Annotated in this window: 22 protein-coding genes and 2 pseudogenes; 7 read left to right on the plus strand and 17 right to left on the minus strand. The window is 68.6% G+C overall.

The features are described 5' to 3' along the window. Positions 1 to 9 precede the first annotated feature (9 nt). The 3 genes and pseudogenes from OG456_RS44745 to OG456_RS44755 form a co-directional block, all read right to left on the minus strand. The gene (locus OG456_RS44745) at positions 10 to 1,653 is read right to left on the minus strand and encodes an IS200/IS605 family accessory protein TnpB-related protein (RefSeq protein WP_266570890.1); all 1,644 of its coding nucleotides are present in this window, start codon (positions 1,651 to 1,653) and stop codon (positions 10 to 12) included. Further along, positions 1,646 to 2,220: pseudogene (locus OG456_RS44750) on the minus strand (IS607 family transposase). The gene OG456_RS44745 and the pseudogene OG456_RS44750 overlap by 8 nt, the downstream one beginning before the upstream one ends. 112 nt (positions 2,221 to 2,332) lie before the next feature. Next, positions 2,333 to 2,557, minus strand: a complete 225-nt coding sequence (locus tag OG456_RS44755) for a hypothetical protein (protein WP_266570891.1) — start codon at positions 2,555 to 2,557, stop codon at positions 2,333 to 2,335. A gap of 1,011 nt (positions 2,558 to 3,568) precedes the next feature. Here OG456_RS44755 and OG456_RS44760 point away from each other — a divergent pair. Both OG456_RS44760 and OG456_RS44765 read left to right on the plus strand, forming a co-directional pair. Continuing rightward, complete coding sequence (locus tag OG456_RS44760) at positions 3,569 to 6,556, plus strand: DEAD/DEAH box helicase (protein ID WP_266571754.1); 2,988 nt, start codon at positions 3,569 to 3,571, stop codon at positions 6,554 to 6,556. Then, entirely contained in the window at positions 6,553 to 7,947 is a 1,395-nt protein-coding gene (locus OG456_RS44765) for an SWIM zinc finger family protein (protein WP_266570893.1), read from the plus strand. Before OG456_RS44760 ends, OG456_RS44765 begins: the two co-directional genes overlap by 4 nt. Before the next feature lie 197 nt (positions 7,948 to 8,144). Here OG456_RS44765 and OG456_RS44770 read toward each other — a convergent pair whose 3' ends face one another. Both OG456_RS44770 and OG456_RS44775 read right to left on the minus strand, forming a co-directional pair. Next, complete coding sequence (locus tag OG456_RS44770) at positions 8,145 to 8,432, minus strand: helix-turn-helix domain-containing protein (RefSeq protein WP_266570894.1); 288 nt, start codon at positions 8,430 to 8,432, stop codon at positions 8,145 to 8,147. Further along, positions 8,429 to 9,019 carry a Uma2 family endonuclease gene (locus OG456_RS44775; protein WP_266570895.1) on the minus strand — a complete coding sequence of 197 codons (591 nt, stop codon included), beginning with the start codon at positions 9,017 to 9,019 and terminating at the stop codon, positions 8,429 to 8,431. Before OG456_RS44775 ends, OG456_RS44770 begins: the two co-directional genes overlap by 4 nt. A 263-nt stretch (positions 9,020 to 9,282) precedes the next feature. Between OG456_RS44775 and OG456_RS44780 the strand changes: the two genes are divergently transcribed. Then, entirely contained in the window at positions 9,283 to 9,681 is a 399-nt protein-coding gene (locus OG456_RS44780; protein WP_266570896.1) for a transposase, read from the plus strand. 199 nt (positions 9,682 to 9,880) lie between these two features. Here the strand turns inward: OG456_RS44780 and tnpA are convergent, their stop codons facing one another. Continuing rightward, a complete protein-coding gene (gene tnpA, locus OG456_RS44785) occupies positions 9,881 to 10,309 on the minus strand; it encodes an IS200/IS605 family transposase (protein ID WP_266569878.1) in 429 nt (142 codons plus the stop codon). 23 nt (positions 10,310 to 10,332) lie between these two features. Between tnpA and OG456_RS44790 the strand changes: the two genes are divergently transcribed. Further along, complete coding sequence (locus OG456_RS44790) at positions 10,333 to 11,490, plus strand: transposase (RefSeq protein ID WP_266570897.1); 1,158 nt, start codon at positions 10,333 to 10,335, stop codon at positions 11,488 to 11,490. Positions 11,491 to 11,752: 262 nt separating this feature from the next. Here the strand turns inward: OG456_RS44790 and OG456_RS44795 are convergent, their stop codons facing one another. Continuing rightward, on the minus strand, positions 11,753 to 12,130 hold the full coding sequence (locus OG456_RS44795; protein ID WP_266570898.1) for a hypothetical protein: 378 nt from the start codon (positions 12,128 to 12,130) through the stop codon (positions 11,753 to 11,755). Between the two features lie 190 nt (positions 12,131 to 12,320). Then, entirely contained in the window at positions 12,321 to 12,779 is a 459-nt protein-coding gene (locus OG456_RS44800) for a PP2C family protein-serine/threonine phosphatase (RefSeq protein ID WP_266570899.1), read from the minus strand. 291 nt (positions 12,780 to 13,070) lie between these two features. Here OG456_RS44800 and tnpB point away from each other — a divergent pair, with 291 nt between their 5' ends. Further along, positions 13,071 to 14,516, plus strand: a complete 1,446-nt coding sequence (gene tnpB, locus OG456_RS44805) for an IS607 family element RNA-guided endonuclease TnpB (protein ID WP_266570900.1) — start codon at positions 13,071 to 13,073, stop codon at positions 14,514 to 14,516. An 83-nt stretch (positions 14,517 to 14,599) separates the two neighbouring features. Next, positions 14,600 to 14,809, plus strand: a complete 210-nt coding sequence (locus OG456_RS44810) for a hypothetical protein (RefSeq protein WP_266570901.1) — start codon at positions 14,600 to 14,602, stop codon at positions 14,807 to 14,809. Between the two features lie 3 nt (positions 14,810 to 14,812). On the opposite strand, the gene istB is transcribed toward OG456_RS44810, so the two are convergent. From istB to OG456_RS44840, 6 genes are all read right to left on the minus strand, one after another. Next, the gene (istB, locus tag OG456_RS44815) at positions 14,813 to 15,658 is read right to left on the minus strand and encodes an IS21-like element helper ATPase IstB (protein ID WP_266570902.1); all 846 of its coding nucleotides are present in this window, start codon (positions 15,656 to 15,658) and stop codon (positions 14,813 to 14,815) included. 71 nt (positions 15,659 to 15,729) lie between these two features. Further along, the gene (gene istA / locus OG456_RS44820) at positions 15,730 to 17,259 is read right to left on the minus strand and encodes an IS21 family transposase (RefSeq protein ID WP_266570903.1); all 1,530 of its coding nucleotides are present in this window, start codon (positions 17,257 to 17,259) and stop codon (positions 15,730 to 15,732) included. Further along, on the minus strand, positions 17,256 to 18,437 hold the full coding sequence (locus OG456_RS44825; protein WP_266557116.1) for an ISAs1 family transposase: 1,182 nt from the start codon (positions 18,435 to 18,437) through the stop codon (positions 17,256 to 17,258). Before OG456_RS44825 ends, istA begins: the two co-directional genes overlap by 4 nt. Positions 18,438 to 18,991: 554 nt before the next feature. After that, the gene (locus OG456_RS44830; protein WP_266570904.1) at positions 18,992 to 19,300 is read right to left on the minus strand and encodes a SpoIIE family protein phosphatase; all 309 of its coding nucleotides are present in this window, start codon (positions 19,298 to 19,300) and stop codon (positions 18,992 to 18,994) included. Further along, positions 19,224 to 19,595 carry a hypothetical protein gene (locus OG456_RS44835; RefSeq protein ID WP_266571816.1) on the minus strand — a complete coding sequence of 124 codons (372 nt, stop codon included), beginning with the start codon at positions 19,593 to 19,595 and terminating at the stop codon, positions 19,224 to 19,226. The genes OG456_RS44830 and OG456_RS44835 overlap by 77 nt, the downstream gene beginning before the upstream one ends. Further along, positions 19,592 to 19,813 carry a hypothetical protein gene (locus tag OG456_RS44840; protein ID WP_266570905.1) on the minus strand — a complete coding sequence of 74 codons (222 nt, stop codon included), beginning with the start codon at positions 19,811 to 19,813 and terminating at the stop codon, positions 19,592 to 19,594. Before OG456_RS44840 ends, OG456_RS44835 begins: the two co-directional genes overlap by 4 nt. Positions 19,814 to 20,103: 290 nt before the next feature. Here OG456_RS44840 and OG456_RS44845 point away from each other — a divergent pair, with 290 nt between their 5' ends. After that, a complete protein-coding gene (locus tag OG456_RS44845; RefSeq protein WP_266570906.1) occupies positions 20,104 to 20,331 on the plus strand; it encodes a hypothetical protein in 228 nt (75 codons plus the stop codon). On the opposite strand, the gene OG456_RS44850 is transcribed toward OG456_RS44845, so the two are convergent. The 3 genes and pseudogenes from OG456_RS44850 to ribA all read right to left on the minus strand — a co-directional run bounded on the left by OG456_RS44850 (position 20,316) and on the right by ribA (position 22,335). Beyond that, positions 20,316 to 21,020, minus strand: coding sequence for a hypothetical protein (locus OG456_RS44850; protein ID WP_266570907.1), 705 nt, complete (start codon positions 21,018 to 21,020; stop codon positions 20,316 to 20,318). The genes OG456_RS44845 and OG456_RS44850 overlap by 16 nt on opposite strands. A 16-nt stretch (positions 21,021 to 21,036) precedes the next feature. After that, on the minus strand, positions 21,037 to 21,588 hold the full coding sequence (locus OG456_RS44855; protein ID WP_323136461.1) for an SsgA family sporulation/cell division regulator: 552 nt from the start codon (positions 21,586 to 21,588) through the stop codon (positions 21,037 to 21,039). A gap of 43 nt (positions 21,589 to 21,631) precedes the next feature. Further along, positions 21,632 to 22,335: pseudogene (gene ribA / locus OG456_RS44860) on the minus strand (GTP cyclohydrolase II). Positions 22,336 to 22,433: the final 98 nt, after the last annotated feature.

The raw sequence follows: 22,433 nt of genomic DNA on the forward strand, positions 1-22,433 counted from the left end.
GGACCGTTCCTAAACAGTGTCCGGGAGTGAGCCTTGTACCCACGTCCCGGAACTGCGCGCATCCCGAACGGTTTTGGATGCGCTGGTCCCCCGCGTTCTCGTTGTCCCTGTCCGGCAACGTGCATCGTGTGCACGCTCCGGGACGGGGCGGCGGGTTTCCTCACGCCCTCGCTCACCACGATCGGCCTGGACGGTCCGATGCCCAGCACCATCACTCCGGTGATGCTGGGGCGGTGCCGTCCGTCGCCGGATCGGGTGCCCGAGGGCGCGCCTGCCGATGGCCACCGAGGCGGCGTCATGGCGCGTCATGCTGCGAGTCTTGCTGATCAGGGGCTTGCGCCAGTGCTGGTCGCCCCACATCGAGGTGTATGCCGGGTCGACGGCGACGATGGCGATGCCGTGCTCGGCGGCCATGGAGACGATGCGGGCCTTGAGCTTGCCGGTGGGCATACCGGAGATGAGCTGCCGAAACCGCTTCTTGCGGCCGTGCTTCTCGCGGGTCTTCTCGGCGGCGAAGTCCAGGTTTTCGATGCCGATCGCCTGCGCTCCGCTCTGCTTGGTCCAGTGCAGGAGGCGAGTGAGGGCGTGCCGGATCTGGGCGTCGCGGTGGTCGGCGGTGCCGGACAGGTCGTAGTGGAAGCGGCGCGAGTCGCCGACTGGGTTGCCGTGCCGGTCGAGCCGGTAAGCGGCGAAGTGGTCGGCGTTCGTGTCGACGCCGACCATGCCCTTGGCGCAAGCGGTGGCCGGCGACATCGTCTGCACGACGGGCCTGGTCCACGAAGCGGTGAGGTACCAGCGGCCCCGCTCAACGTGGCAGTGGATGCGGTAGGCGACGGCACGGTTGGCCTCGGTGCGCTCGCGCCACTCGTCCCCACGGTGCGCGAACGCGACCTTGGAGGCAAGAACGTACCGGCCATGCCTACTGTTGGCCAGGTGGGCGAGCGGGGCGGGCATCTTGATCGACACTTCGCCGTCAGGGGTGACGCGGATCGTCTCATTACCGAAGCGTTTTCCGGACTCGCCGTCTGCGGCGAGGAACCAGCGCTCAGCCTCCCAACACTGACGCCACTCGCGCTCGGTGAGCTGCGCGGCCTGAAGGTTGTGCCGGTTTTTGAGCAGCCGCCGACCGCCGCGAACGACACGGACACGTCCGGACTTCCAGTCGTCGCGGGCCATGTCGAGGCGGTGTTCCAGGGTGGCCAGGCGGCGGGACTTGTGGAACCACTCGCCCTTGGACCGGTACCCGCCCGGCGCCCGCTTGCTGCCTTTCTCCCCGATCGGGAGGGACAGGCGGTGTCGCAGCATGCGGATACCGGCCTCAAGGTTGTGGACATGGGCGAGCAGGCAGCGTCGGGCCAGGCCGTACTGGTCGTGCGTGGCCTTCGTGATCGCACCCGCGATACGCGACGACGACTGCTCGCTCAGGACACGCTTGCGGGATGCCCACGCCTCGTTGTTGTGCTGGTGCCCGGCTTCGCAACGGGCCTTGAGGTCGCGAGAGGCCAGGCGGCCCTGGTGCTCGCCGACCAGACGCAACACCTTCTCGTCCGTTGGCGTGAGGTGCTTGAGGCGGTCGCGTAACGCCACACCCAACGGGCCGACAGCAACGAACGGCGGGTCGATGATGCGCAGCTGCTTCTTCTTGTCAGCCATCGGCAGCCGCCGCCTCCAGTGCCTTCTTGGCACGGTTCTTCGCACTGCGACGGCCGTACAGGCGGGCACAGAACGAGGTCAAAACCTCCACCATGTCGCGCACCAGGTCGTCTTCGACCTCGCCGTCATCCAGCACAACGAGTCGACGGCCGGTTGCAGCCAGAGCGGCCTCAACGAGTTCGACGTTCATGCGGCCCAACCGGTCTTTGCGCTCCACCACTACGGTGGTCACCGCCGGGTCGGCCAGCAGGCGACGGGCCTTGGCGCGGGCGCCGTTCATACCCGAAGCGACCTCGGACTCGACGCGCACGACCTTATACCCGGCCTTGGCCCCATGCCGACAAACGTGCCGTCTGCCGCTCCAGATCGGCCTTCTGGTCGCGGGAGGAGACGCGGGCGTACAGGCCCACGCCACCGGCCACGGACGGTGAAGTGTTCGCATCGATGTTCACCAAGATCGTGCGCGGCCCCACCCGCTCCGCAGGGACCGGCAACGTGCCCTCACGGAACCAGCGGTACGCAGTACGCGGGGCAACCCCCTGCGCGCGCCCATTCCGTCAGGTTCATACACCCGACCATACGACACTCATGACAGCTAAAGACCACTTATAGACACTTAGTCAAGGGCAGTTCCTGACCCCTGGCACTCGACACCGGCCGCACGCGGGTCAGGCCGCCTCTACCAGGGAGAGGTCAGCTGTACGCCGGTGCGGCGGCCGTCGCTGCCCAGGAGGTGGCCCACGCGCTTGACCGTGCGCAGGCCGACGATGCGGTCGGTGACGACCAGCGTGGGGAGGCGGGCGCACAGCGCGGTCTCGCGGCGCTGGATGTCGGAGCCGCCGGGTGCGGCTGACGCCGGCCGGTGATGAATGTTGGGCGGAGCAAGATCGTCGATCACGGACACCGCAACAATCCACGCGATCGGGATGGCGATCAACGCCCGACCCGCTCGCACCGGCCCTCGAAGTCCTTCGAGGCGCTGCGCCATGACTCCTGTCTACACCGCCCTTGCTCGGCTCGCACCGACGGAGACACAGTGCGGTCGCCTGCCGCCAGCCCTGACAACCAGGAATCCTTGCCACTCCCGGGCCCGTTCGTATCGGATGCGGGCGGGCCGGCGAGTGTCTGCGGCCGGGAGGGGGCTCTGCGATTGATCTCGCTGTCTGGGCGCGGGTACGTCGTCAGGACGTTGGGGCACGGCACGGACCAGGGGCTCGAGGTCGCCGTAGAGGACAGCGTGCAAGGCGGCGGCCAGTGCACGGGCCCGTCCTTCGCTGTCCACGTCGTGCAAGACGAAGTAGACGGGGCCGGCGGAAGAGTCGGGACGGATCTCCCCGGATCGGATGAGAGGGATGACGCCCTCGCGCACGGCGCCGTACACGGCGGGGTCGACGGTGTGCTGCGGGGCGGCGAGCGCGTCGGCCTCGCCCGTCCCCGGCACGCGCAGGCCCCGCGATCCCAGGCGACAACGATCACGTGGCAGGCACCGGGCGCCCGGACGCGGCAAGCACGATGGTGTGCGCATGCGGTCCCGCGGCGCCTCGTAACTGCCCGGCTGTCAAGGGGGCATCCGCTGTTTCGCTAGTCTGAACCACTGGTCCTGTCGGCCCTGGGTCCGGGTGGGGCGGTTGACGGCACGGGCCTCCCGACAGGTGAGGAGCACAGCGGCATGGCGACCGTCTATCGCGTGGTGTCCGTGGACGAGGACGGCACCGAACGCGATGAACGCTACCTCGATACCGCCGGTCATGAGATCCCTGCCCCCGCTGCCTACGCTCGGCACGCCTCGGTGCCCGCTGTGTCCGTGGAGTCGGGCCCGGCCGTCGCCCGGGCTGGGGTGAGCGCATCTGCACCGGCAGCCGCGGGGGCCGAGACAACCGCCGGTCCGCCGATCGATGCCACGCGGTGGGCGACAATGCGCGCGTGCACCGCGGTGTTCCTGCCGGGCGATCCGGCGCGGCAGGGGCGGATCGCATTTCATGCGGTCGGCGGCGGACCGCTCCCCCGCGGCGTCCCCGTGGCGGACATGGAGATTGTGGTGGCGCACGGGCGGGGTGCGCGGCGTCGGACCGTGCCAGCAGTGGTGCGCCCGCTGGCCGAGGTCCTGCCCTGGCTCCTGTCGGGAGACGGGACACGGAGCAGCACGGTCGAGGCGTGGCGGCATGCCGCGCTGTACGCCCTGCACATGGCCGGGCGGGGGCTGTTGCTGCCCGGCGTGAGCGCACAGGGGCACGACAGCTGGCGGCTCGGCCCCTACGCGGAGCAGGATGCGAGGTGGGTACGCGAGCTGGCCGGGGCGATGGTGCCGGCCGGCTACGCGGTGGTGGTGGAGCGGGAGCCGGGCGCGGGCACCGGGCCGGTGCTGATCCCCGATCCGTACGAGCGGGTGCGGGCCTTCATGGACGCGGTCGTCGACTGCCTGCCGCGCACCCCGGCGGCTGAAGTGGCGGCGGGTATCCGGCCGTTCGCCGCGCGAGAGCCGCTGCATGTGCCCGAGCTGCGGGCGTGGGCGGCGCGAGTGGCCGACGGCCGGGACACCGGGGTGCGGTTGTCGCTGCGGATCGAACTTCCAGACGGCGGGCCGGCAGCGTATGAAGGAGAGGCCTACGGTGCGAAGGCCGGCGGCGAAGAGTCGTACACCGTCGATGGCCCAGAGGACTGGTCCGGAGAAGACGCCTTCGCCCAGGGGTGGCCGCACGTGGAGTCGGCGGGCGAGCCCGGCGAGGCGGTGCGGGCTGTGGCGCAGGTGCACGCGCTGTCGGATCCGCTGCTGCTCGCGGATGCCGCCGAGGTCTTCGCCGAGGCGCCGGACGGGTTCGGGCCGCGCGCAGTAGAACAGGTGCGGGAGCTACTCGGCCGGGCCGGCCAGGCGTGGCCGCCGCTGGTCCGGCTCGCGCGACAGACGGCTCCGGCCGAACTCGACCTGGACGACGACGAGTTCATGTCACTCCTCGAGAGCGGGGTCGAGGCGCTCGCGGCGGTCGGCATCGGCGTGCATCTGCCCAGGGACCTGGCCCGCGAGCTGACCGCCCACGCCGTCATCGGACCGGACGAGGCGCCGGAGCGGGAGGAGGCGCCGGCGTTCTTCTCGCCCGAGCAACTGCTCTCCTTCCGCTGGCAGTTCGCGGTCGGCGACCGCACCCTCACCCAGGACGAGCTCGACCGTCTCGCGCAGGCCAGGCGCCCCCTGGTGCGGCTGCGCGACCAGTGGGTCGTCGTCGACGCGGACCTGCTGCGCAAGGCGCGGCGCGTCCGCCGCGAGGTGGGCGCCCTGGAGGCGCTGGGCGCCGCGCTCACCGGCAGCGTCGAGGGCCCGGAGGGGGCCCTCGTCCCGGTGCGGCCCAGCGGCTGGCTGGCCGACCTGCGCGACCGGATCGCCGCCCCAGAGCACGCCCAGGATGCCGGGCGTGCCGCGCCCGCTGCCCTGCGCGCGAACCTGCGCGGCTACCAGTCGCGGGGCCTGGCCTGGCTGGGACAGATGACGAACCTCGGCCTCGGAGCCTGCCTCGCCGACGACATGGGCCTGGGCAAGACCGTCACCACACTCGCCCTGCACCTGCGCCGACACGAAGACGCGCAAGCCAGCGTGGCCGCCCCGGCGGGTCCCACTCTCGTGGTGTGCCCGGCCTCGCTGCTCGGCAACTGGGGGCGGGAGATCGACACGTTCGCCCCCGGCACTCCGTGGCGGCGCCATCACGGCCCGGGCCGGGACCTGACCGGGCTCAAACAGGACGAGGTCGTACTCACCACGTACGGCACCATGCGCCGCGACAGGGAGGTACTGTCCGCGGCCGGCCCCTGGGGGATGATCGTCGCCGACGAGGCACAGCACGTGAAGAACCCGACGGGCGCCACCGCGAAGGCCCTGCGCACCCTGCCTGGCCAGGCACGCGTCGCACTCTCGGGCACTCCGGTGGAGAACAACCTCACCGAACTGTGGGCACTGCTCGACTGGTGCACGCCCGGCCTGCTCGGACCGCTGAAGACCTTCCGCGACCGGTACGCACGCGCCGCCGAACGCGCCGCTCGCGGCAGCAAAGCAGACGACGCGGACGCGGCCGCGGCCGAGCGCCTGGGCCGACTCATCCGGCCCTTCATACTGCGCCGCCGCAAGTCCGACCCGGGCATCGCCCCCGAGCTGCCGGCGAAGACGGAGACCGACCAGCGGGTGCTCCTCAGCCGCGAACAGACCGTCCTGTACGAGGCGCAGGTCCGCGAATCCCTCGCCGCGATCCGCCGCACGAAGGGCATCGCCCGACACGGGCTCGTCCTCAAACTGCTCACCGCCCTCAAACAGATCTGCAACCACCCCGCCCAATACCTCAAGGAGCCGGACACGGCCCGCCTGACCGGCCGCAGCGGAAAGCTGGGACTGCTCGACGAACTCCTCGACGTGATCCTGGCCGAGGACGACTCGGCACTCCTGTTCACCCAGTACACGCAGATGGCGCGGCTGCTCGAACGGCATCTGACCACGCGCGGCGTCAACTGCCTGTATCTGCACGGCCGTACGCCGGTCAAGCGGCGCGAGGAGATGGTGGCCGCCTTCCAGCGCGGCGAGGCACCCGTCTTCCTGCTCTCCCTCAAGGCGGCCGGCACCGGCCTCAACCTCACCCGCGCCGGACACGTCATCCACTACGACCGCTGGTGGAACCCGGCCGTCGAGGACCAGGCCACCGACCGCGCCCACCGCATCGGCCAGACCCGGCCCATCCAGGTCCACCGCCTGGTCACCGAAGGCACCGTCGAGGATCGCATCGCCCAACTCCTCGCCAACAAAAGAGGCTTGGCCGACGCCGTTCTCCACGGCCAGGGCGAGGCGGCCCTCACCGACCTCGACGACGACGAACTCGCCGACCTGGTCTCCCTGCACACCACCGCCCACGACGGGAGCACCCGATGAACCGCCGCGCCACCGCCATGACCCTGCCCGCACCCAAACCACTGGGCGGACGCCGGGAGTTGGCGACCAAGTGGTGGGGCGAGCGGTGGGTCGACTCCCTGGAGGATCCCGACGGCCAGGCGTACGGGTACAGCTCCTCGGGCCGGGACGGGCGCCTGGCCCGAGGCCGCACCTACGCCCGTCAGGGTTCGGTGGGCGAGATCACCGTACGGGCCGGATACCTCGCGGCCCGCGTGAAGGGCAGCCGGCGCACCCCCTACCGCTGCGAGATCCATGTACCCGAACTGCCCGACGCCACATGGGAGACGCTCCTGGGCGCCTGGGCCGCCACCGGACCCGAGCTGCTGCGCGAGCTGGCCGAAGGAGACCTGGGTGACCTGGCGATCGAGGCAGCGCTGGCCGTGGAGGTACTGCTGACCCCGCTCCCGGACGAGTTCACGTACTTCTGCTCCTGCCCCGACTGGGGCGACCCGTGCAAGCACGCGGCGGCCCTTTCGTACGCCTTCGCCCACACCCTGGACACCCGGCACGACGCCCTGCTCACCCTGCGGGGCCGGCCCCTTGAGCAGGCATGCGTGGACCTCGCGACCCGCCTCGCCCGGCAGGAGCAGGCCCTGGCCGACGCGTCGGCCGCGCAGCAAGCCGGGCCCTCGGGCCTACCGGCCGCCCGGATCTTCGCACAGGCCCGGGAAGCGGCCGGCGCCCCTGGCCTGCCCGACCTTCCGGCGCCCGCACCCGTACAGCAGGACATGCCGTCCCTGACCGTGCCGTTCACCGGCGGGGAGACCATCGATCCGGCGCCGCTGCGTCTCCTGGTCGCAGACGCCGCACAGCGTGCCGCGCATCTCTACGCACAGCTGACGCGGCCCTGCGCGCACGACGACACAGATGTCGCAGATGCCGCTGCCGCTGGCCCTCACCACCGCCAGGCCCAGGCCGCCACGCCCGCCCCGGACCTCTTCCTCGACGCGAGCCCCTGGCACGACGCGGTCCGCCGCGCCGCCGCCTGCGACGGCGACCCGCATCAGTTCGGGCGCCTGCTGAACAGCTCGGACCAGGCACGCACGGGGCTGGCCCGCGCCGCCGTCGCCTGGCGCCACGGCGGCGAGGCAGCACTCGCCACCCTGGACGGCACCCACATGCCGAGCCCCGAGGCCGAAGCAGCCGCACGCCACCAGCTCCGCACGGTACGGCTACCGGAACGCTCCGCCCCGCCGCGCATCCGCCGGACCCGCGGCCGCCTGCAGCTCACCGGCGAGGGCGTCGAACTGCGCTGGGGTCCCGACGAACGCTGGTACCCGTACCGCAAGGACCGCGGCCAGTGGTGGGCGGCCGGTCCACCCGCACACGACGCGGCCGAGGCACTGCGCGGCACGTTCGCCGCCGGGTGAACGTGGCGTTCCCCATCGATTTCTCGTACACCGCGGTGCTCCGTGCGGCCTCGCCTGCAGGGCGACGGCGAGGTCCGGTGACCGGACACCGAAGCCCCCCTGAACGCTGGGAGCACGGTGGCGACGAGCACGAACCGACGAGCTGGACGGGCCCTCCCTCCGCACCGCAGGGAGGGAGCAGGTGAACGGGGCGGAGGTCAACTGCCGTTCGACTTGAGGCGGTAGCGGATGTCGCGGTCGGAAACCAGGAGTTCGTCGGGGATGCCCTCGACGCGCCCGGGGCGCTCGTCGCGGTCGGTGAGCGTGATCGTCACGTTGCAGCGCATCGCCTCCGCGATGCGTTCCAGCAAGGGCAGCGTGGGCACGTCGGTTCCCTTCTCGATGCGGGAGACGGAGGCTTGCTGCGTGCCCGCGGCGGCTGCCAACTCCGCCTGCGTGAGGCCGCGCCGGCGCCGCCATGCGCGGACCTGCTCGCCCGGCGTCACCGCTCACTCCCGGCGTCGTAGCGCGGAAGGTCCGTCGTGTCGATCTTCCATTCGCCCACGGTGATCGTGTCGCCGTAGCGGTAGTGCTCCTCGTTCTCGTACGCGGGCTGTCCGCTCTGGGTGCTGATGCCCCAGTGGCGCACGGCGCTGCCCTGATCGCGCGGGTCCACGATCACGTAATGGGGCACGCCCATGCGGGGATAGTCGGCGACCTTCTCGCGGTAGTCGTTCGAGGCATTCCAGCGCGAGACGATCTCGATGATCAGGTGCACGCTCCGCGGGTCGAGTGCCTCACGGTGAGCGAGGTCGGCCGTCTCGTCGACGACGACCAGGTCGGGAGTACGCAGGATGCCCAGCGATGCGTCTTCGACATCGGTCTCGACCATGAGGATGACGCCGTCCGGAAGCTGCGGCTCGAGCTGCTTGCGCAGGCGGTGACCGACGAACTGATGCCGGGCACGGGGGCTCATCATCATGATGAGACGGCCGTCGGAGATCTCAGGCCACCGCGCACCGTGCTGCTCGGCCTGAGCCCCGAGCACGTCGCGGTAGTCGCGCAGGTGCCGGTAAATATCCGTCTCGGTCATACCCTCACCGTACATGCGGATTTCGACATATGCACGGTCCGATGCCGGGCGCCGACCGCACCGAGGGTGTCGAGCAAGGAATGGGTATGCCGAGAAGAGCCGACTGCGGACTGACAGAATCAAGACTTGCGCCAGTCCGATATACGGACTGACCACCCACCAGGGTTGACGCCCCATGACGCGCCTTCGAATCGCGGGCCTTGACCCTTGATCCTGGACACACGAGACACTAGATCCTGAGGATCTGAGGACATCTCGTGGTCATGAAGAACTATCCGCCGCAGTTCAAGGCCGACGCGGTCGCGCTGTACCAGTCGCGGCCCGAGGCGACGATCCGGCAGGTCGCTGCCGATCTGGGAATCAACCCCGAGACCTTGCGGAACTGGGTGCGGGCAGCTGGCGCGAGCCGGCCGCGGGGACGTCGGGCGGAGGTGCCGACCGAGCCGCCGACGCCGTTGTTCGGTGATGTCGCCGACGTACTTCGTGTTCACCGCGGCGGCGGACGGTACGGATACCCCTCGCGCAAGGCGGCGCCGAGCTCCACGTTGCTCCGCCACCACTCCTCCCGCTCACGCCTACATCTCCACTGTTTCGTCCGGCAGGCCGCTGAGCAGTACCGGCGTGACTTCCGACTGCCCTCGGACAGCGGGCTGCCACACTGACTGCAACTCCGGACGCTCTGCCTAGCCACAGCTCCAGGATCCCCCGGGACGACCCACGCGACCAGGACCGCAACGGTGACCGTTGCTGCAGTCACCTTCAGCTTGTTCTAGCGAGGAACCCTGGGCGTTCACGCCCAGGAGGAATCGCTTCTCTGGGCTGCTCTGACCCGCGCTGGTGCACGGGTCTGCGCTGTCTGCCTCAGTCGGGACGCTTCTGGTTCTCGATGTACTCCTTGATGATCGACAACGGAGCGCCCCCGCACGACGCGGCGAAGTAGGAGGGCGACCAGAAGTGCGCGCCCCATAGGTACCTGCGGATGTGGGCCGGGAACTCCTGGCGGAGTCGGCGCGCAGAGACTCCCTTGAGGGATCCGACCAGCCGGGACACGGCCACCTTCGGTGGGTAGCGCACGAGTAGGTGTACGTGATCGCGTTCGCCGTTGAACTCGACCAGTTCGGTTTCGAAGTCGGCGCAGACGGCGCGCATGACCTCTTCGCAGCGCGTGAGGATCTCGTCTGTGAAGGGTCCGCGCCTGTACTTGGGGGTGAAGACCAAGTGGGCGTGAAGGGTATGAACGACGCTTCGGCCCCTGCGGATGTTGGGGTTTGGTTCCCATCGAGGTGACATAGATCAATGCTACGATCCGTCTTGTGAAGATCGTGACGCAGGTGAAGCTGATACCGGAGGCCGACCAGGCCGCCGCGCTGTCGGCGACCCTGCGCACCGTTAACGAGGCCGCGTGCTGGGTGTCGCGGGTGGCGTTCAAGCGCGGCATTCCGCGTGAGTACGAGCTGCGCAAGCACACCTATGCGCAGCTCAAGGAACTCGGGCTCGGCGCTCAGGCGGCACAACACGTGATCAAGAAAACGCGTGACGCCTACACCACGTTGAAGGCGAACATCCGCGCCGGGAACCTCGGCAAGACCGGCAGTAAGCGCCGGATCAAGGCCGAGTCGAAGCCGATCACGTTCCGGCCGAACGCGGCTCAGCCGTACGACGACCGGTGCCTTTCGTGGCAGTACGACGCCCAGACCGTGAGCATCTGGACGACGGCCGGTCGGCTCAAAGGTGTGCGGTTCCTGTGCTCGGCCAAGTCGCTCAAGACACTCCGCGAGTTCCGCAAGGGCGAAGCCGACCTGATCGAACGTGACGGCGTGTTCTACCTGATCGCCACGTGCGAGGTACCCGAGCCCGACGTGTACGAGCCGGACGGTTTCGTCGGCGTAGATCTCGGCATCGCCAACATCGCCACCACGTCCACCGGCTACCAGGCCGCCGGGCGCGGCCTCAACCGGTACCGCAAGCGGCAGCTAACGCTGCGGGCCAAACTCCAGAAGAAGCGAACCAAGTCCGCCAAGCGCAGGCTCAAGGAACGCTCGCGCCGCGAGCAGCGGCACGCCAAGAACACCAACCACGTCATCGCGAAGACGATTGTGACCGAGGCTGAACGCACCTCGGCCGGTATCGCCCTGGAAGAACTCACAGGCATCCGGCAGAGGGTACGGCTCCGCAAGCCGCAACGGGTCACGCTCCATTCCTGGGCCTTCTCCCAGCTCGGAGACTTCATCGTCTACAAGGCCCGGCGCGCCGGTGTGCCGCTGGTGTACGTCGATCCCGCGTACACCTCGCAGATGTGCTGCGAGTGCGGCCACACCGACAAGCGCAACCGTGTCGGTCAAGGTCTCTTCATCTGCCGGAACTGCGGGGTCGTTGCCCACGCAGACCGGAACGCTTCCCACAACATCGCCGCACGCGGCGCTGCTGTGTGGACTGCGGGGCGTGAGTCACGCGTCCCTGCCACCCCATAGCGGGTGTCTGGACGGAGGAGCCAACCCAGCAGCCAGCCGGGCACTACCTCCAAGCCCGGCCCTTCAGGGCCGGGTCAAGTTGACATCCGCCGCTACACACGTATTCGGCATCCCACCTGCGCACGCCAAAATGATGCGAGCCCGCTCGCCAGGACGGGGCCCTATCGCCCCGTCCGCCCACCGCGACAACTCGGCGAACTCCACATCAGACAGCATGACTTCAACAGCACGAGGTCCGGCGACATGGCAACACGCTGCACACTTAAGTCCAGGATTTCCGGCGCATCGCACGAGTTGGGGCAAGGCCGGGAGCTTCGGCGATGACCGACACACCGATCCGCAGGGTGAACACGGGCCCGAGGGAGTAGGCGTTCAGAGTGCTGCCGATCTGGTCGAAGTTCTCGGCCAGGTTGCCCTCCTCGAAGCCGTCACCGAGGAGGTCCCACGTCGAGTGGCCGCCTGGGCGATCGCGTAAACGGTCGGCTGCGGTGACGGCGTAGCAGATCGCGGCCGGCCACAGCTGCTCGACAAGGTAGCCCCGCGCACCGTCGACCTCGTCCTCGACTTCTTCCAAGGTGGCGGCCACCTGTTCGCGAAAGCGGTCCCGCAGGTCGGGGTGAGCGGTCTCCACCGCGTTCACAAGGGTTCCCAGGCTGGTGCCCGGGCTCAGGCTCTGCAGGGCAGGCGGCAGTTCGCCGGGCGGAAGTCACACCCACACCTGGTTGGGGTCGAACCAATGCCGCATCGGCACCCACAGCGCGCCGACGTCTTGGACCCATGGAGCCATTCAGCGTTTGAGCAGATCAGACCCCTTGACCAGCCCCAACCGCCTATGCTTCCTGGGTACGTTCAGGTGCCCCTCCCCGGCGTGGAAACGGCGCCCAGTTGGTGCCCGTCGAAGAGGCTGGGCGAGGCGCGATCGTGCAGTGTCCGGCGGAGCTGTGGAGAGACCGCGATGCGGACCGGACGAGTCGGGAGGATGCGGAGGCGGCCGGCGATGCGGGGGCGCGCTGGAGCGCGATCATGGCGGCATCGTCGCCCAGGCTGCCGCCGCTGTAAGCGAGCAGGTCGTCTCGGATCCATTGGACGAGGGTCTCGGGGTAGCCCGCAGCCGACGAGGTGATCCGTTCGGCGAGCGGGTAGAAAGTACCTTCCTGGTCGCGGGCCTCGATGACACCGTCGGTGTAGAGGAGGACGATGTCGTCGGCCGCCAGTGGGAACACGTCGGGGGTGTAGCTGGGGTTCGAGAACTCGCCCAGGCCCAATGGGGTTTCGGGCTGGTCGGCCATGAGGGGCTAACAACTGCTGCGGGATGCATAGTCGGATCTCAACGAACGTCTTCTTTTCTCTGACGTTTGGGGTGCTTGTCCCGCCAGGCATCCAGGGCTTTTGCCTCCCAAGGAGGGTTCGTCCGATCTTCTTAGGTTTGGGAAAGTCCGGGCTTTGGCGGTGGAGGTGGTAGAGGGTGCGCCAGGCGATTTCCAGCCGCTCGCAGGCTTCACCGCTGGTGATCCATCCGTTGATCTGTTCCATGATGCGTAGTGCATAGTCAATGACTGGCTAGTGAGGGGGTGTTCAGGGTGAAAAAGTTCCAGGCGCAGCCGGGCTTTGTGGTGCAGGCGTTCCGTTTCGCCCTGGACCCGAATGCGACTGAGGAATCCGCGCTGCGGTCGCACTGCGGGGCTGCTCGGGCCGCGTACAACTGGGCTGTCGGCTGGGTGACGGCCTCGTGGTGGCAGCGGAATTCGGAAGCCTCGTACGGGGTCGCCGAGGAGGAGCTGACGCCGTGGCGGCCGTGGTCGCTGCCCGCGCTGCGTAAGGAGTTCAACCAGGTCAAGCGCACCGATCCGCGCTATGCCCACTGGTGGCACGAGAACTCCAAGGAGGCGTACAGCACCGGCCTGGCCAACGCGGCTGCCGCGTTCGACAACTACACGAAGTCGAAGAACGGCCGCCGCAAGGGCGCCCGCATGGGTACGCCACGTTTCAAGTCCAAGCGCAAGGCCCGTCTTGCGTGCCGGTTCACCACCGGTAGCATCCGCGTGGCCGACGAGGGGCACGTGACGCTGCCGGTGCTCGGAACCATCCGCACCCATGAGTCCACCGTCAAGCTTGTGGCCCGCGTGCAGGCCGGAATGGCACGCATCCTGTCCGCGACGGTGCGGCATGAGCGGGGCCGCTGGTTCGTGTCCTTCCAGATGGAGGTCAAGCGGGAGATCACCCCCGTGGCCCGTCCTGGTGTCGCAGTCGGTATCGACCTCGGGGTGAAGGTGCTCGCGGTGATGGCCGACAGTGCCGGACAGATCGGTTACGTCGACAACCCCAAGCACTACGAGGGCGAACGCAAGCGGCTGCGGCGTCTGTCCCGTCGTGTGTCGCGCCGCCAGGGGCCGGCCGTGCACGACCCCGCCACCGGCAAGACCATCCGCCGGGAACCATCGAAACGATGGGTCAAGGCGAACGCCGAACGCAACCGCGTGCACCACCGCGTGGCGAACCTGCGCGAAGACGCCCTGCACAAGCTCACCACCGCCGTGCGTGCCGAGTACGGCACCGTCGTGGTCGAAGACCTCAACGTCGCCGGCATGCTCCGCAACCGCCGTCTGGCACGGAAGATCGCCGATGCCGGATTCGCAGAGATCCGCCGTCAGCTCACCTACAAAGGCCAGCGCAACGCCTGCCCCACGGTCGTCGCCTCGCGCTGGTACCCGTCCTCGAAAACCTGCTCGTCGTGCAAGACAGTGAAAGCCAAACTGCCCCTGCACGTGCGAGTGTTCTCCTGCGACGCGTGCGGCCTGGTCATCGACCGGGACGAGAACGCTGCCCGTAACCTCGCCGACCTCGCATCGGCCGGCACAACCGGTACCGGAGTGGCCGGAGACCGGGGCACGCCCAGCGTGCCGAAACCGCGTGGAGCCGACCAGAAGACCCGCGCCAGCCGGGCCAGCCGCAAAGCTGACCCGGTGCGGGCAGGTGGCGCAAAACCGCCCCACAGGCTGTCCACGGACAGCGGTCCGTCCGGGTGAGCGGACAGGTGATCGCTTGGTGGGCGGACAGCTCATCTCCCGTCGCGGTATGACTGTTCGTCCCTCGATTGGTCCCTGGGACGATGGCCGGTGTGACGGGTGAAGAGGATGTACTGAAACGTGCGGTGGCTCAGTTGCGGGAGGCGGAGGCTGCGGTGATCGTGGCTCGCAGGAGTCTGTCTGCTGTGATCGTCGCGGAGCGTCGTGCCGGGGTGTCGGTGGCGGAGCTTGCCGCACGGACGGGCAAGACGCCGATCGACATACGCAACGTGCTGAGCGTCGCCGGGTTGTAGAGGTCAGCCGGCCGGGGCGAGAGGCTGGACGCCCTGTCCGGTGGTGGCCTGGGTGAGCCGCAGGGACGATCCCTCGGTCAGGACGATATGAGCGTGGTGCAGGAGCCGGTCGACAGCGGCGGTGGCCAGTGTTTTCGGCATGATCGAATCGAATCCTGAGGGATGAAGGTTGCTGGTCACGATCACCGAGCGACGCTCGTAGGCGGCGTCGATCACGCGGTAGAACGCTTCCGCGGCGGCCTGACCGCTGGGCAGCATGCCGATGTCGTCGACGACGATGAGGTCGGAGCGGGTGATCTTCGCGACGGCCTTGGAGACGGTGTTGTCCACGGTCGCCCGCCCCAGGTGGGCGGTCAGCGATTCCAGGGTGAACCAGGACACCTTCATGCCCTCGTCGATCGCCTTGTTCGCCAGCGCTTCGGCCAGGTGACTTTTCCCGGTACCGGACGGGCCCGCGCAGGCCAGATTCTCCGCGCGGGAGATCCATTCCAGTGTCATCAGCGCGTGCTGGGTCGGAACCGGGATTGAGGAGTCCTCCTCCTTCCACGAGTCGAAGGTCTTGCCGGAGGGGAGTTGGGCCTGCTTGCGGTGGTTGCGGCGTGTGGCCTCGTCACGGCCCTTGATCTCTGTTTCCAGCAGGATCCGCACCACCTCGGCCGGATCCCATCGCTGGGACCGGGCGGTCGCGAGGACCTCGGGGGCCGCCCTGCGCAAGTACGGGAACCGCATCCGCTTGAGTGCGACCTCCAGCTCGGCCGGGATCGGCGGTGCCAGTGGCGGTGGAGGAACGGGGGTGGGGACGGGTGCGGGAACAACTTCGGCGGGGTCCATGACGGGTGCGGTCATCATCAACTTCCTTTTCTGGTGCGGGCTGGTGAAGGCCCCGGTCCCGGGCCGCGAAGCGGCCCGGGACCGGGAGATCAGGTGCCGGGGCGGCCGAAGTCGGCCCAGGCCGAGGTGCCTGGCTGGACGGAATGTGTTTCGTCGGCGACGACCAGGTCGGCGGGCCGGGTGCCGTGGCGGCGGTGCTGGACGATCGACATGAGTGCGTCTTCCTCGAACCGTCCGGCGGTCGCCGCGAGGCCGAGTGCGAGGTCGACCTCGCCAACGCTGACCAGGGCGGCGAGTTCGACGGCGGCGGCCATCTTCACCCGGATCCTGGTTGCGCCGGCCGCGGAGGCTTCGATCAGCCAGGACTTGGCCCCGGGCCCGAGTGCGAGGAATGCTTTCTCCGCGTCGTTGACAGGCTTGGGCTTCGGCGGCCGGGGCGAGCCGTCCTTGTCCTGCGGGTGGCCGGGGTAGTGCGAGGGCTCGATCACGGGACGGCCGGGCATCGACAGCGGATGGCGGGCTACCTCGGAGAGGCCGGCCGGGCCCTGCATCCAGCCGGGCCGCACGGGCACCTTCGACAGGTCGACCACGACGACGAGTTCGTCGCCGTCCGCCCGGACCCAGGCTTCGCTGCCGACCAGACCGCTCGGGGTCGAGTACCGCACCGACCCGAAGCGGACCGTCTGATCGCGCAGTACCGTCCTCGATTCGCCGAGCGCGAGGGTGTGCGGGGACGGCGGCAGCGGGTGCAGGCGCCCCCGCTCGATGTCGAGCATCGACGCCGGTGTCTTGCCGGTCTCGCGATGGATGCGGGTGTTGACCTGCTGGCAGAACACCGCGCAGGCGCCACGGAGTTCGGCGAAGCTGTCGTACGCGCTCCGCAGGTTCGCATCCGTCGGCACAAGATCGGCTTTCGCGATCCGGACCGTTGCTTCCGACCCGCCCTTGGACTCCGGGTCGAAGGGGACGCAGGTGTGGACCTGCAGGCCGTAATGGCGTCCCGCCGAAACGATCTGAGGGTGGCGGACCGCGACGCCGGCGACCCGGTCGATGGTCACCGTCTTCTCGTTGTCGGTCAGCGCATACGTCGGCACCCCGCCGAACGCCCGCAGCGTGGAGTCGATGCACGAGATGAGCGTGGGCAAAGTGCGGTCCCAGGTCGGGATCACGACTCGGTAGCGCGACCATGCCAGCCAGGCGCAGAACAGCAGCGTCTCGCGCTCGTCCCCGCCCGGACCTGGGACTTTCGGTCCCCAACCCCAGTCGAACTGGCACCACAGCCCCGGCTCGGTGATCCAGGGCCTATACGTTCTGCGATGCCCGGCCTGCCAGCGTTCCTTGGCCTTCGCGACCGCTCTGCGGGTCGTGCGTTCGTCGCCGGTGAACCCGATCAGCTGCAGACGCTCGTGGAGCTTGTCCGCGCGGACCTTGCCTTGCGAGCGTTCGACCCATTCCTCGATCTTCGGCATGAACGGGTCGATCAGCTTCGGTCTGATGATCGGGGCGTCGACCGACATCCCGGTGTCCCTCATCCGTGCGTACCGGCGCACGGTCTTGGGATCAACCCCCGCCAGCTGGGCAGGGCCATTGCATGATCGCGATCTGTCCGGGTTGGTCATGTGAGGCCGAGGGCTGACAGCGGGCGGTGGTAGTCGCGGCTGGTGTGGCGGAGGGCGGCGGCGATGTTGGTCTCGCCGTTCTGGCGGAAGAGGCTGACGGCGAGGTTGCGCAGGCCGGCCATGGTGCGGGGCAGGTGGCCGGTGCGGACCTTGGAGTCGTCCTCGCGGAAGGTGCGGTCACGGACGTGGTGCAGGAGGTTCTCGATGCCCCAGTGGCCTCTGATCCAGGCGGCGAGCTGGGCCGGGGTGGCGTCGTAGATGTCCAGGCTGGTGATCACGTAGACCCGCTCGATGGTGAGCTTGCCGGTACTCAATTCCCTGCGCCATCGGACGACTTGGATGGCCTGGCGGGCGCCGGGATAGTCGAGGTGGCGGAAGGCTGCGACCTTGAGCCGGCGGATCTCCACGCGGTGGTGGGCCTTGTCGCGGGTGCGGTGCTCCAGCGGGATGTCGGCCCACGGCAGCTTCCTGACTTGCGCATACAGAGCGGGATGGTTCTTCTTGACGACGGCCAGGTAGTGGGCGCCGCGCATGCGGAGGTAGGCGCCGTGGGCGTGCTGGGTGTGCAGGGCGTCTGTGGTCAGCACGGTGTTCTCCAGATCGATGGTGTCCAACAGGGGCTGGAAGGAGGGGATCTCGTTGCTCTTGGAGGTGATCTGCCGCTGGGCCAGGACGACGCCGTGGTGGTCCATCGCGGCAAGCAGCTGGATCGCGGTGGCCGTGGTGGTGCGGGAGCCGCGCACGGTCTTGCCGTCGACCGCGATCGCCCGCAACGACGGCTTCGGCGGCGGCTCGGACAGCTGTGACGATGGCGTTCGGGCCTTCAGGTATGCGCCGATGGCCGCGTCGAGGGCATCGCCGTCGACGCGTTGGAGCAGGCGGCGGACCGTGGCCGCGTGCGGCACCGGCCGGATGCCGGTGAGCGGGTCGGCCGGGAAGCCGAGGAGCCTCAGGGCGGACTGCGGGGCGTCTGTTATCCATTCGCCGATCGCGACGAGGGAGCGGGCGCCGGCCAGGACTGCGGCGGCGGCCGCACAAAGCAGCGGGAGCATGGGATAGCGCCGTCCTCGCAGGCCGCGTGGATCGGGCACCCAGATCAGGAAGCGACGCAGGTCGGCGGCGTCCTGCTGGGTGACGCGGAGGTTCGGGAGGGCCAGTTGGTCCAGCCTGGCGGGCATGGGAGATGATGTTCGGGCAGGCACGGTCTCGCTCGGTTCTCATGGGTCTCGACAACCACATGATCACCAGCGCCGTGCCTGTCCTGCTTCCCGGGAACATCCCACCTGGTACCGGAACATGACGTCACGTCACACGCGAGACCGGCGAACCGGACCGATCGCGAACACGCAATGCCCCTGGCCAGCTGGGCCGCCGAATACACGCACTCGGTGGCGTCCAGAGCTTCGAAGATCTCCATGACTTCCTTGGCATTCTTCTTCACGATCCCTCCGGGAGGAATTGCTCGGGCGACTCGTCATCACCGAGCAAAACCCCGGAGGGATCATCTGTTCGGAACCGCTGTTCGGAACTGCCACGAATGGCTCAACAGCCAGGGAGATGAGCTGTCCGCCAGCCAAGACCCGAGATGTCCGCCTACCTGGATCTTGCGCTGTCCGCTGTCACAGGCGGAAGGAACCGCGAGACCTTCAACAGGACACCACCGCCCAGCTCAGGCTGTGGTGACACCGTTAAGGACCATCTGTGCGCAAACGCACGGATTGCTGAGATCTGACTATGACCTCAGCAACGGCGTGACGTGCTGACCGCGTACGAGCAGTGGCGGTGGGTGGCCACAGTTGATCACATGGATCACGGGCTCCTGGTCAGGGATCTCCAGGACGGCAGCGGTGATGAAGTCCTCTTCGGCGCGTTGGTCGGTCTCGGTGAGTTCGGCCAGGTCACGGGTGACGCTTCCCTCCAGATACCGCGTGAGTCCGGCCAAGTCGGCGTGATGGTGGGCTGCTTCACGGAAAGCGCCGAGCAGGAGGGCTGCGTCGCTGATAGAGCTCAGGCCCTTGCCTCGCACATCGCCGATGATCATCCGAGTCACCTCGCCGACGCGGGCGGCGGCAAAAAAGGTCGCCTCCGATGCGGGCCTCGGCCTCAGCGGCCAGGTAGACGGAGGCCACTTTCAGCGGGCCGAGGCGACGGGGAAGAGGACGCAGCACCACACGCTGCGCCGCCTCGGAGACCGAACGCACCTGCGCCAGTTCGCGCTGCCGACGCTCGCGCAGGTAGCAGAAGGCCGCGATGACCGCCGTGACGATGGCCAGCGAGAGGATCTGCATCTCGTGGTTGAGCGTGAGCGGCCACCCACGGCGGACCACGCCGATCACCAGCTGGTCACCACCGCGAGGGCACCGACCGCCGCCACGAGCCGGGCACCACCGATAGCAGCCGTGACCGCCGGGGCGGCGACCAGCAAAGGGCCAAGGTGCACGTCGGGCGGCGCCAGGGTGTCGACCACCGTGACGACCGCGATCAGGCAGAGCGGAAGCGCCAGCAGCGCATGGCGCGGCTGCCACCGCCGCCGGAGCTCCGACTTATGACGCATCGTTTACGAGTACCCGGGTGCGGTAGGCCGGTCATAGCTGTCACCTGCTGCTCCCGCTTAATCAGCCATGTGCACTGAGCACGTTGCGCTGTACGGGCGCCGAGGAGCGCGCGAATCCGACGGCGGTCACCCGCGCTGGAGTGTCGATTCCCTCAGTGCGGCACTGGCCTGGCGAGCGTCCAGCAGCAAGGCAAGCTCCGTGAGAGCGACCGCTGCGACGTCCTCTGCAGTGGCCTGTCGCCCTCAGGGGCGCGGTTGGCCGCGAGCATGGCGGCTCCGCAGGTGAGGGTGTGGGTGCGTACCGCCTCGTCAAGCTGTCGTCAGCGAGCGGCGACAAGACCTGGACCCACGGGGTCATCGGCCGCTTCCCTGCCTCGGGTCGGAAGTGGCGGACCGGGCACCGGAGGGGCAAGCCGCTGATCGGCGGGCACGCCCACAACGCCCGGGCCCTCGGCACGGCAGGGCAGCAGCTGGATCACGGCGACACCCTAATGCGGGCAGGTCAGGTCGGCGTTTGAGGCGTGCCGGTGTTGCCCTCGTCGTCCGAAGAGTCTCGCCGCTTGGCTTCGCCCTTGGCGGAATCGCCTTTCTCCTGCCCCTCCAACAGCTCCAGGAGCGCAGCGTCTGCCTTTTTCTGGTCTTCCTTCGTCAGTTCGACAGGGGCGTTGTGGTAGACGGTGTACTGGTCGGGATGAATGATGTTGGTGGTCCTCAAGGTGAACGTCAGAAGCGAGCGCCACCCCTTGCGGTGGCCAACCCTCACTTGGATTTGGACCTTGTAGTCACGGGCCTCCGGAACCAACCCAGAAAACGGTGCCTCGAACTCGATGAAGAGCTTTCGCGCCTCTCTGCCGGCCACAACGAAACCGGTCGGCAACTCCGATTCCTCGTCCGGCCCGGGTTGGAGACGAGATGCTGAAGACGTCCACAGGAGTGGCAGATGAGAGGCGGGCTCATCGGGGAAGCTCAATCTGAGGTCCTGCACGATTATCGGCTTGGCACCGCTGTTGTGAAGGACGAGCGGAAGCCGCAGGCGAGTCATGGAGCCGCGGACAATCGCTGCAAAGGAATGAGGCTCCCACGACTCCAGGCGCCCCTGTCTGGCGTTGAGCCACCAGAATGAGGCGACGGTGAATAGCAATGCACTGACCGACACAATACTGGCGGCAGAAAGCGATGAGAACGCGTTCTGATCAGTAGCGGCCATCAACGGAAGCACAAATTCAGTCTGCCAGCCTCAGGGTGGGCACGCTAACAGGATTCGGTGACGAGGGGCCCCGAGCGACCCGGCCTCTCGGTGAGTGGCAGCTGGGCCGCCTTCTTCCTTCGGCGAGGAAGTGCGCCAGCACCGCGTCCAAGTCGATCCACCCGGGCTCGGACTCCCTGGGCACCACGACCTCCGTTTCCTGGAGGAAAATCTTGATTTCCTGCGTCCAGGCTTTGAGCAAGGCCGTACCAGCTGGCGGCTTGAGAAGGATGTACGAGTCGCAGCGGCCATGCTCGTCGGCGGGCCATATGCGAACGTCTCCCTCGCCAGCGGGCCCGGGGTTCACTCCCGGTGCCTCGAGTCGGGGAGGGCCACCGGCAGGGCTGCCGCCGGAGTCAAAGCGGCCTTGAACACGGAAGCGGGTACCACGGGGATCCGGTGGCGGACGGACGAGAACGACCCCACGGCTTACCGAGTACAGCTTCCGGGTTCGCATCGCGACCGCTGGCGCCGGGGACGCGTCTTCCTCCTCGGTAACGCGGCCCGTCTGTCTGGTCACGCGCGGCATCGCGGTGACGACAGGGGGGCCATGACCCGATGGCCATCGGCGGTCAGCCCGCCGTCAGTTCCGTCAGCGGCAGCGTGTGCTGGGTGTGGACCGCCTTGGTACGAAGGTAGCGGACGTTGTGGGCCGTGGTGAAGACGCCCGTGGGAACGTGCTGGGTCACCGTAAGCCCCAGGGTGCGCAGCTGGGCCGCCTTGTCCGGGTTGTTGGACAGCAGGTCCAGCTCAAAGATGCCGAGGGCGGCGAGCATCTGAGCGGCGGCGGTGTAGTCGCGGGCGTCCTCGGGGAGGCCGAGGGCCGCGTTGGCCTCGTAGGTGTCGAGCCCTGGTCCTGGAGGGCGTAGGCGTCGAGCTTGTTGTAGAGGCCGATGCCGCCTCCCTCCTGGCGGAGGCCGATGCCGCGTCCCTCCTGGCGGAGGTAGAGCAGGACGCCTCCGCGGTCGGCGATGCGCTCGACCGCCTCGCACAGCTGGGGGCCGCAATCGCAGCGGGCCGATCGGAAGACGTCGCCGGTCAGGCACTCGGAGTGCAGGCGCACCAGCGGGGGCCGACCAGTGGCGGGTTCGCCGAGGATGACGGCCACATGTTCCTGCCCGTCGGCGAGGTGGTGGAAGGTGGCGAGGTCGGCGGTCACCGTAGAGCCGTCGCCGAAGCGGAGAGGGACCGTCACGCGGGTGCGCACCGTGGCTGCCGACAGGCGTGTCGGACTGCTGCTGTCGCTGGATGCGGTGGCGTTGTGCGAGTCGCGCATGTCGGTCTGCTTCTCCGGGGCGGCGGTTGGGGATGTTGGTGGCGCGATGGGCCGACTCCGCCGCAGGGGCGGCCCATCGCGCTCGGTCGACTCGTCAG

Source organism: Streptomyces sp. NBC_01446 (genome assembly GCF_026340095.1).
GTDB lineage: Bacteria > Actinomycetota > Actinomycetes > Streptomycetales > Streptomycetaceae > Streptomyces > Streptomyces aureus.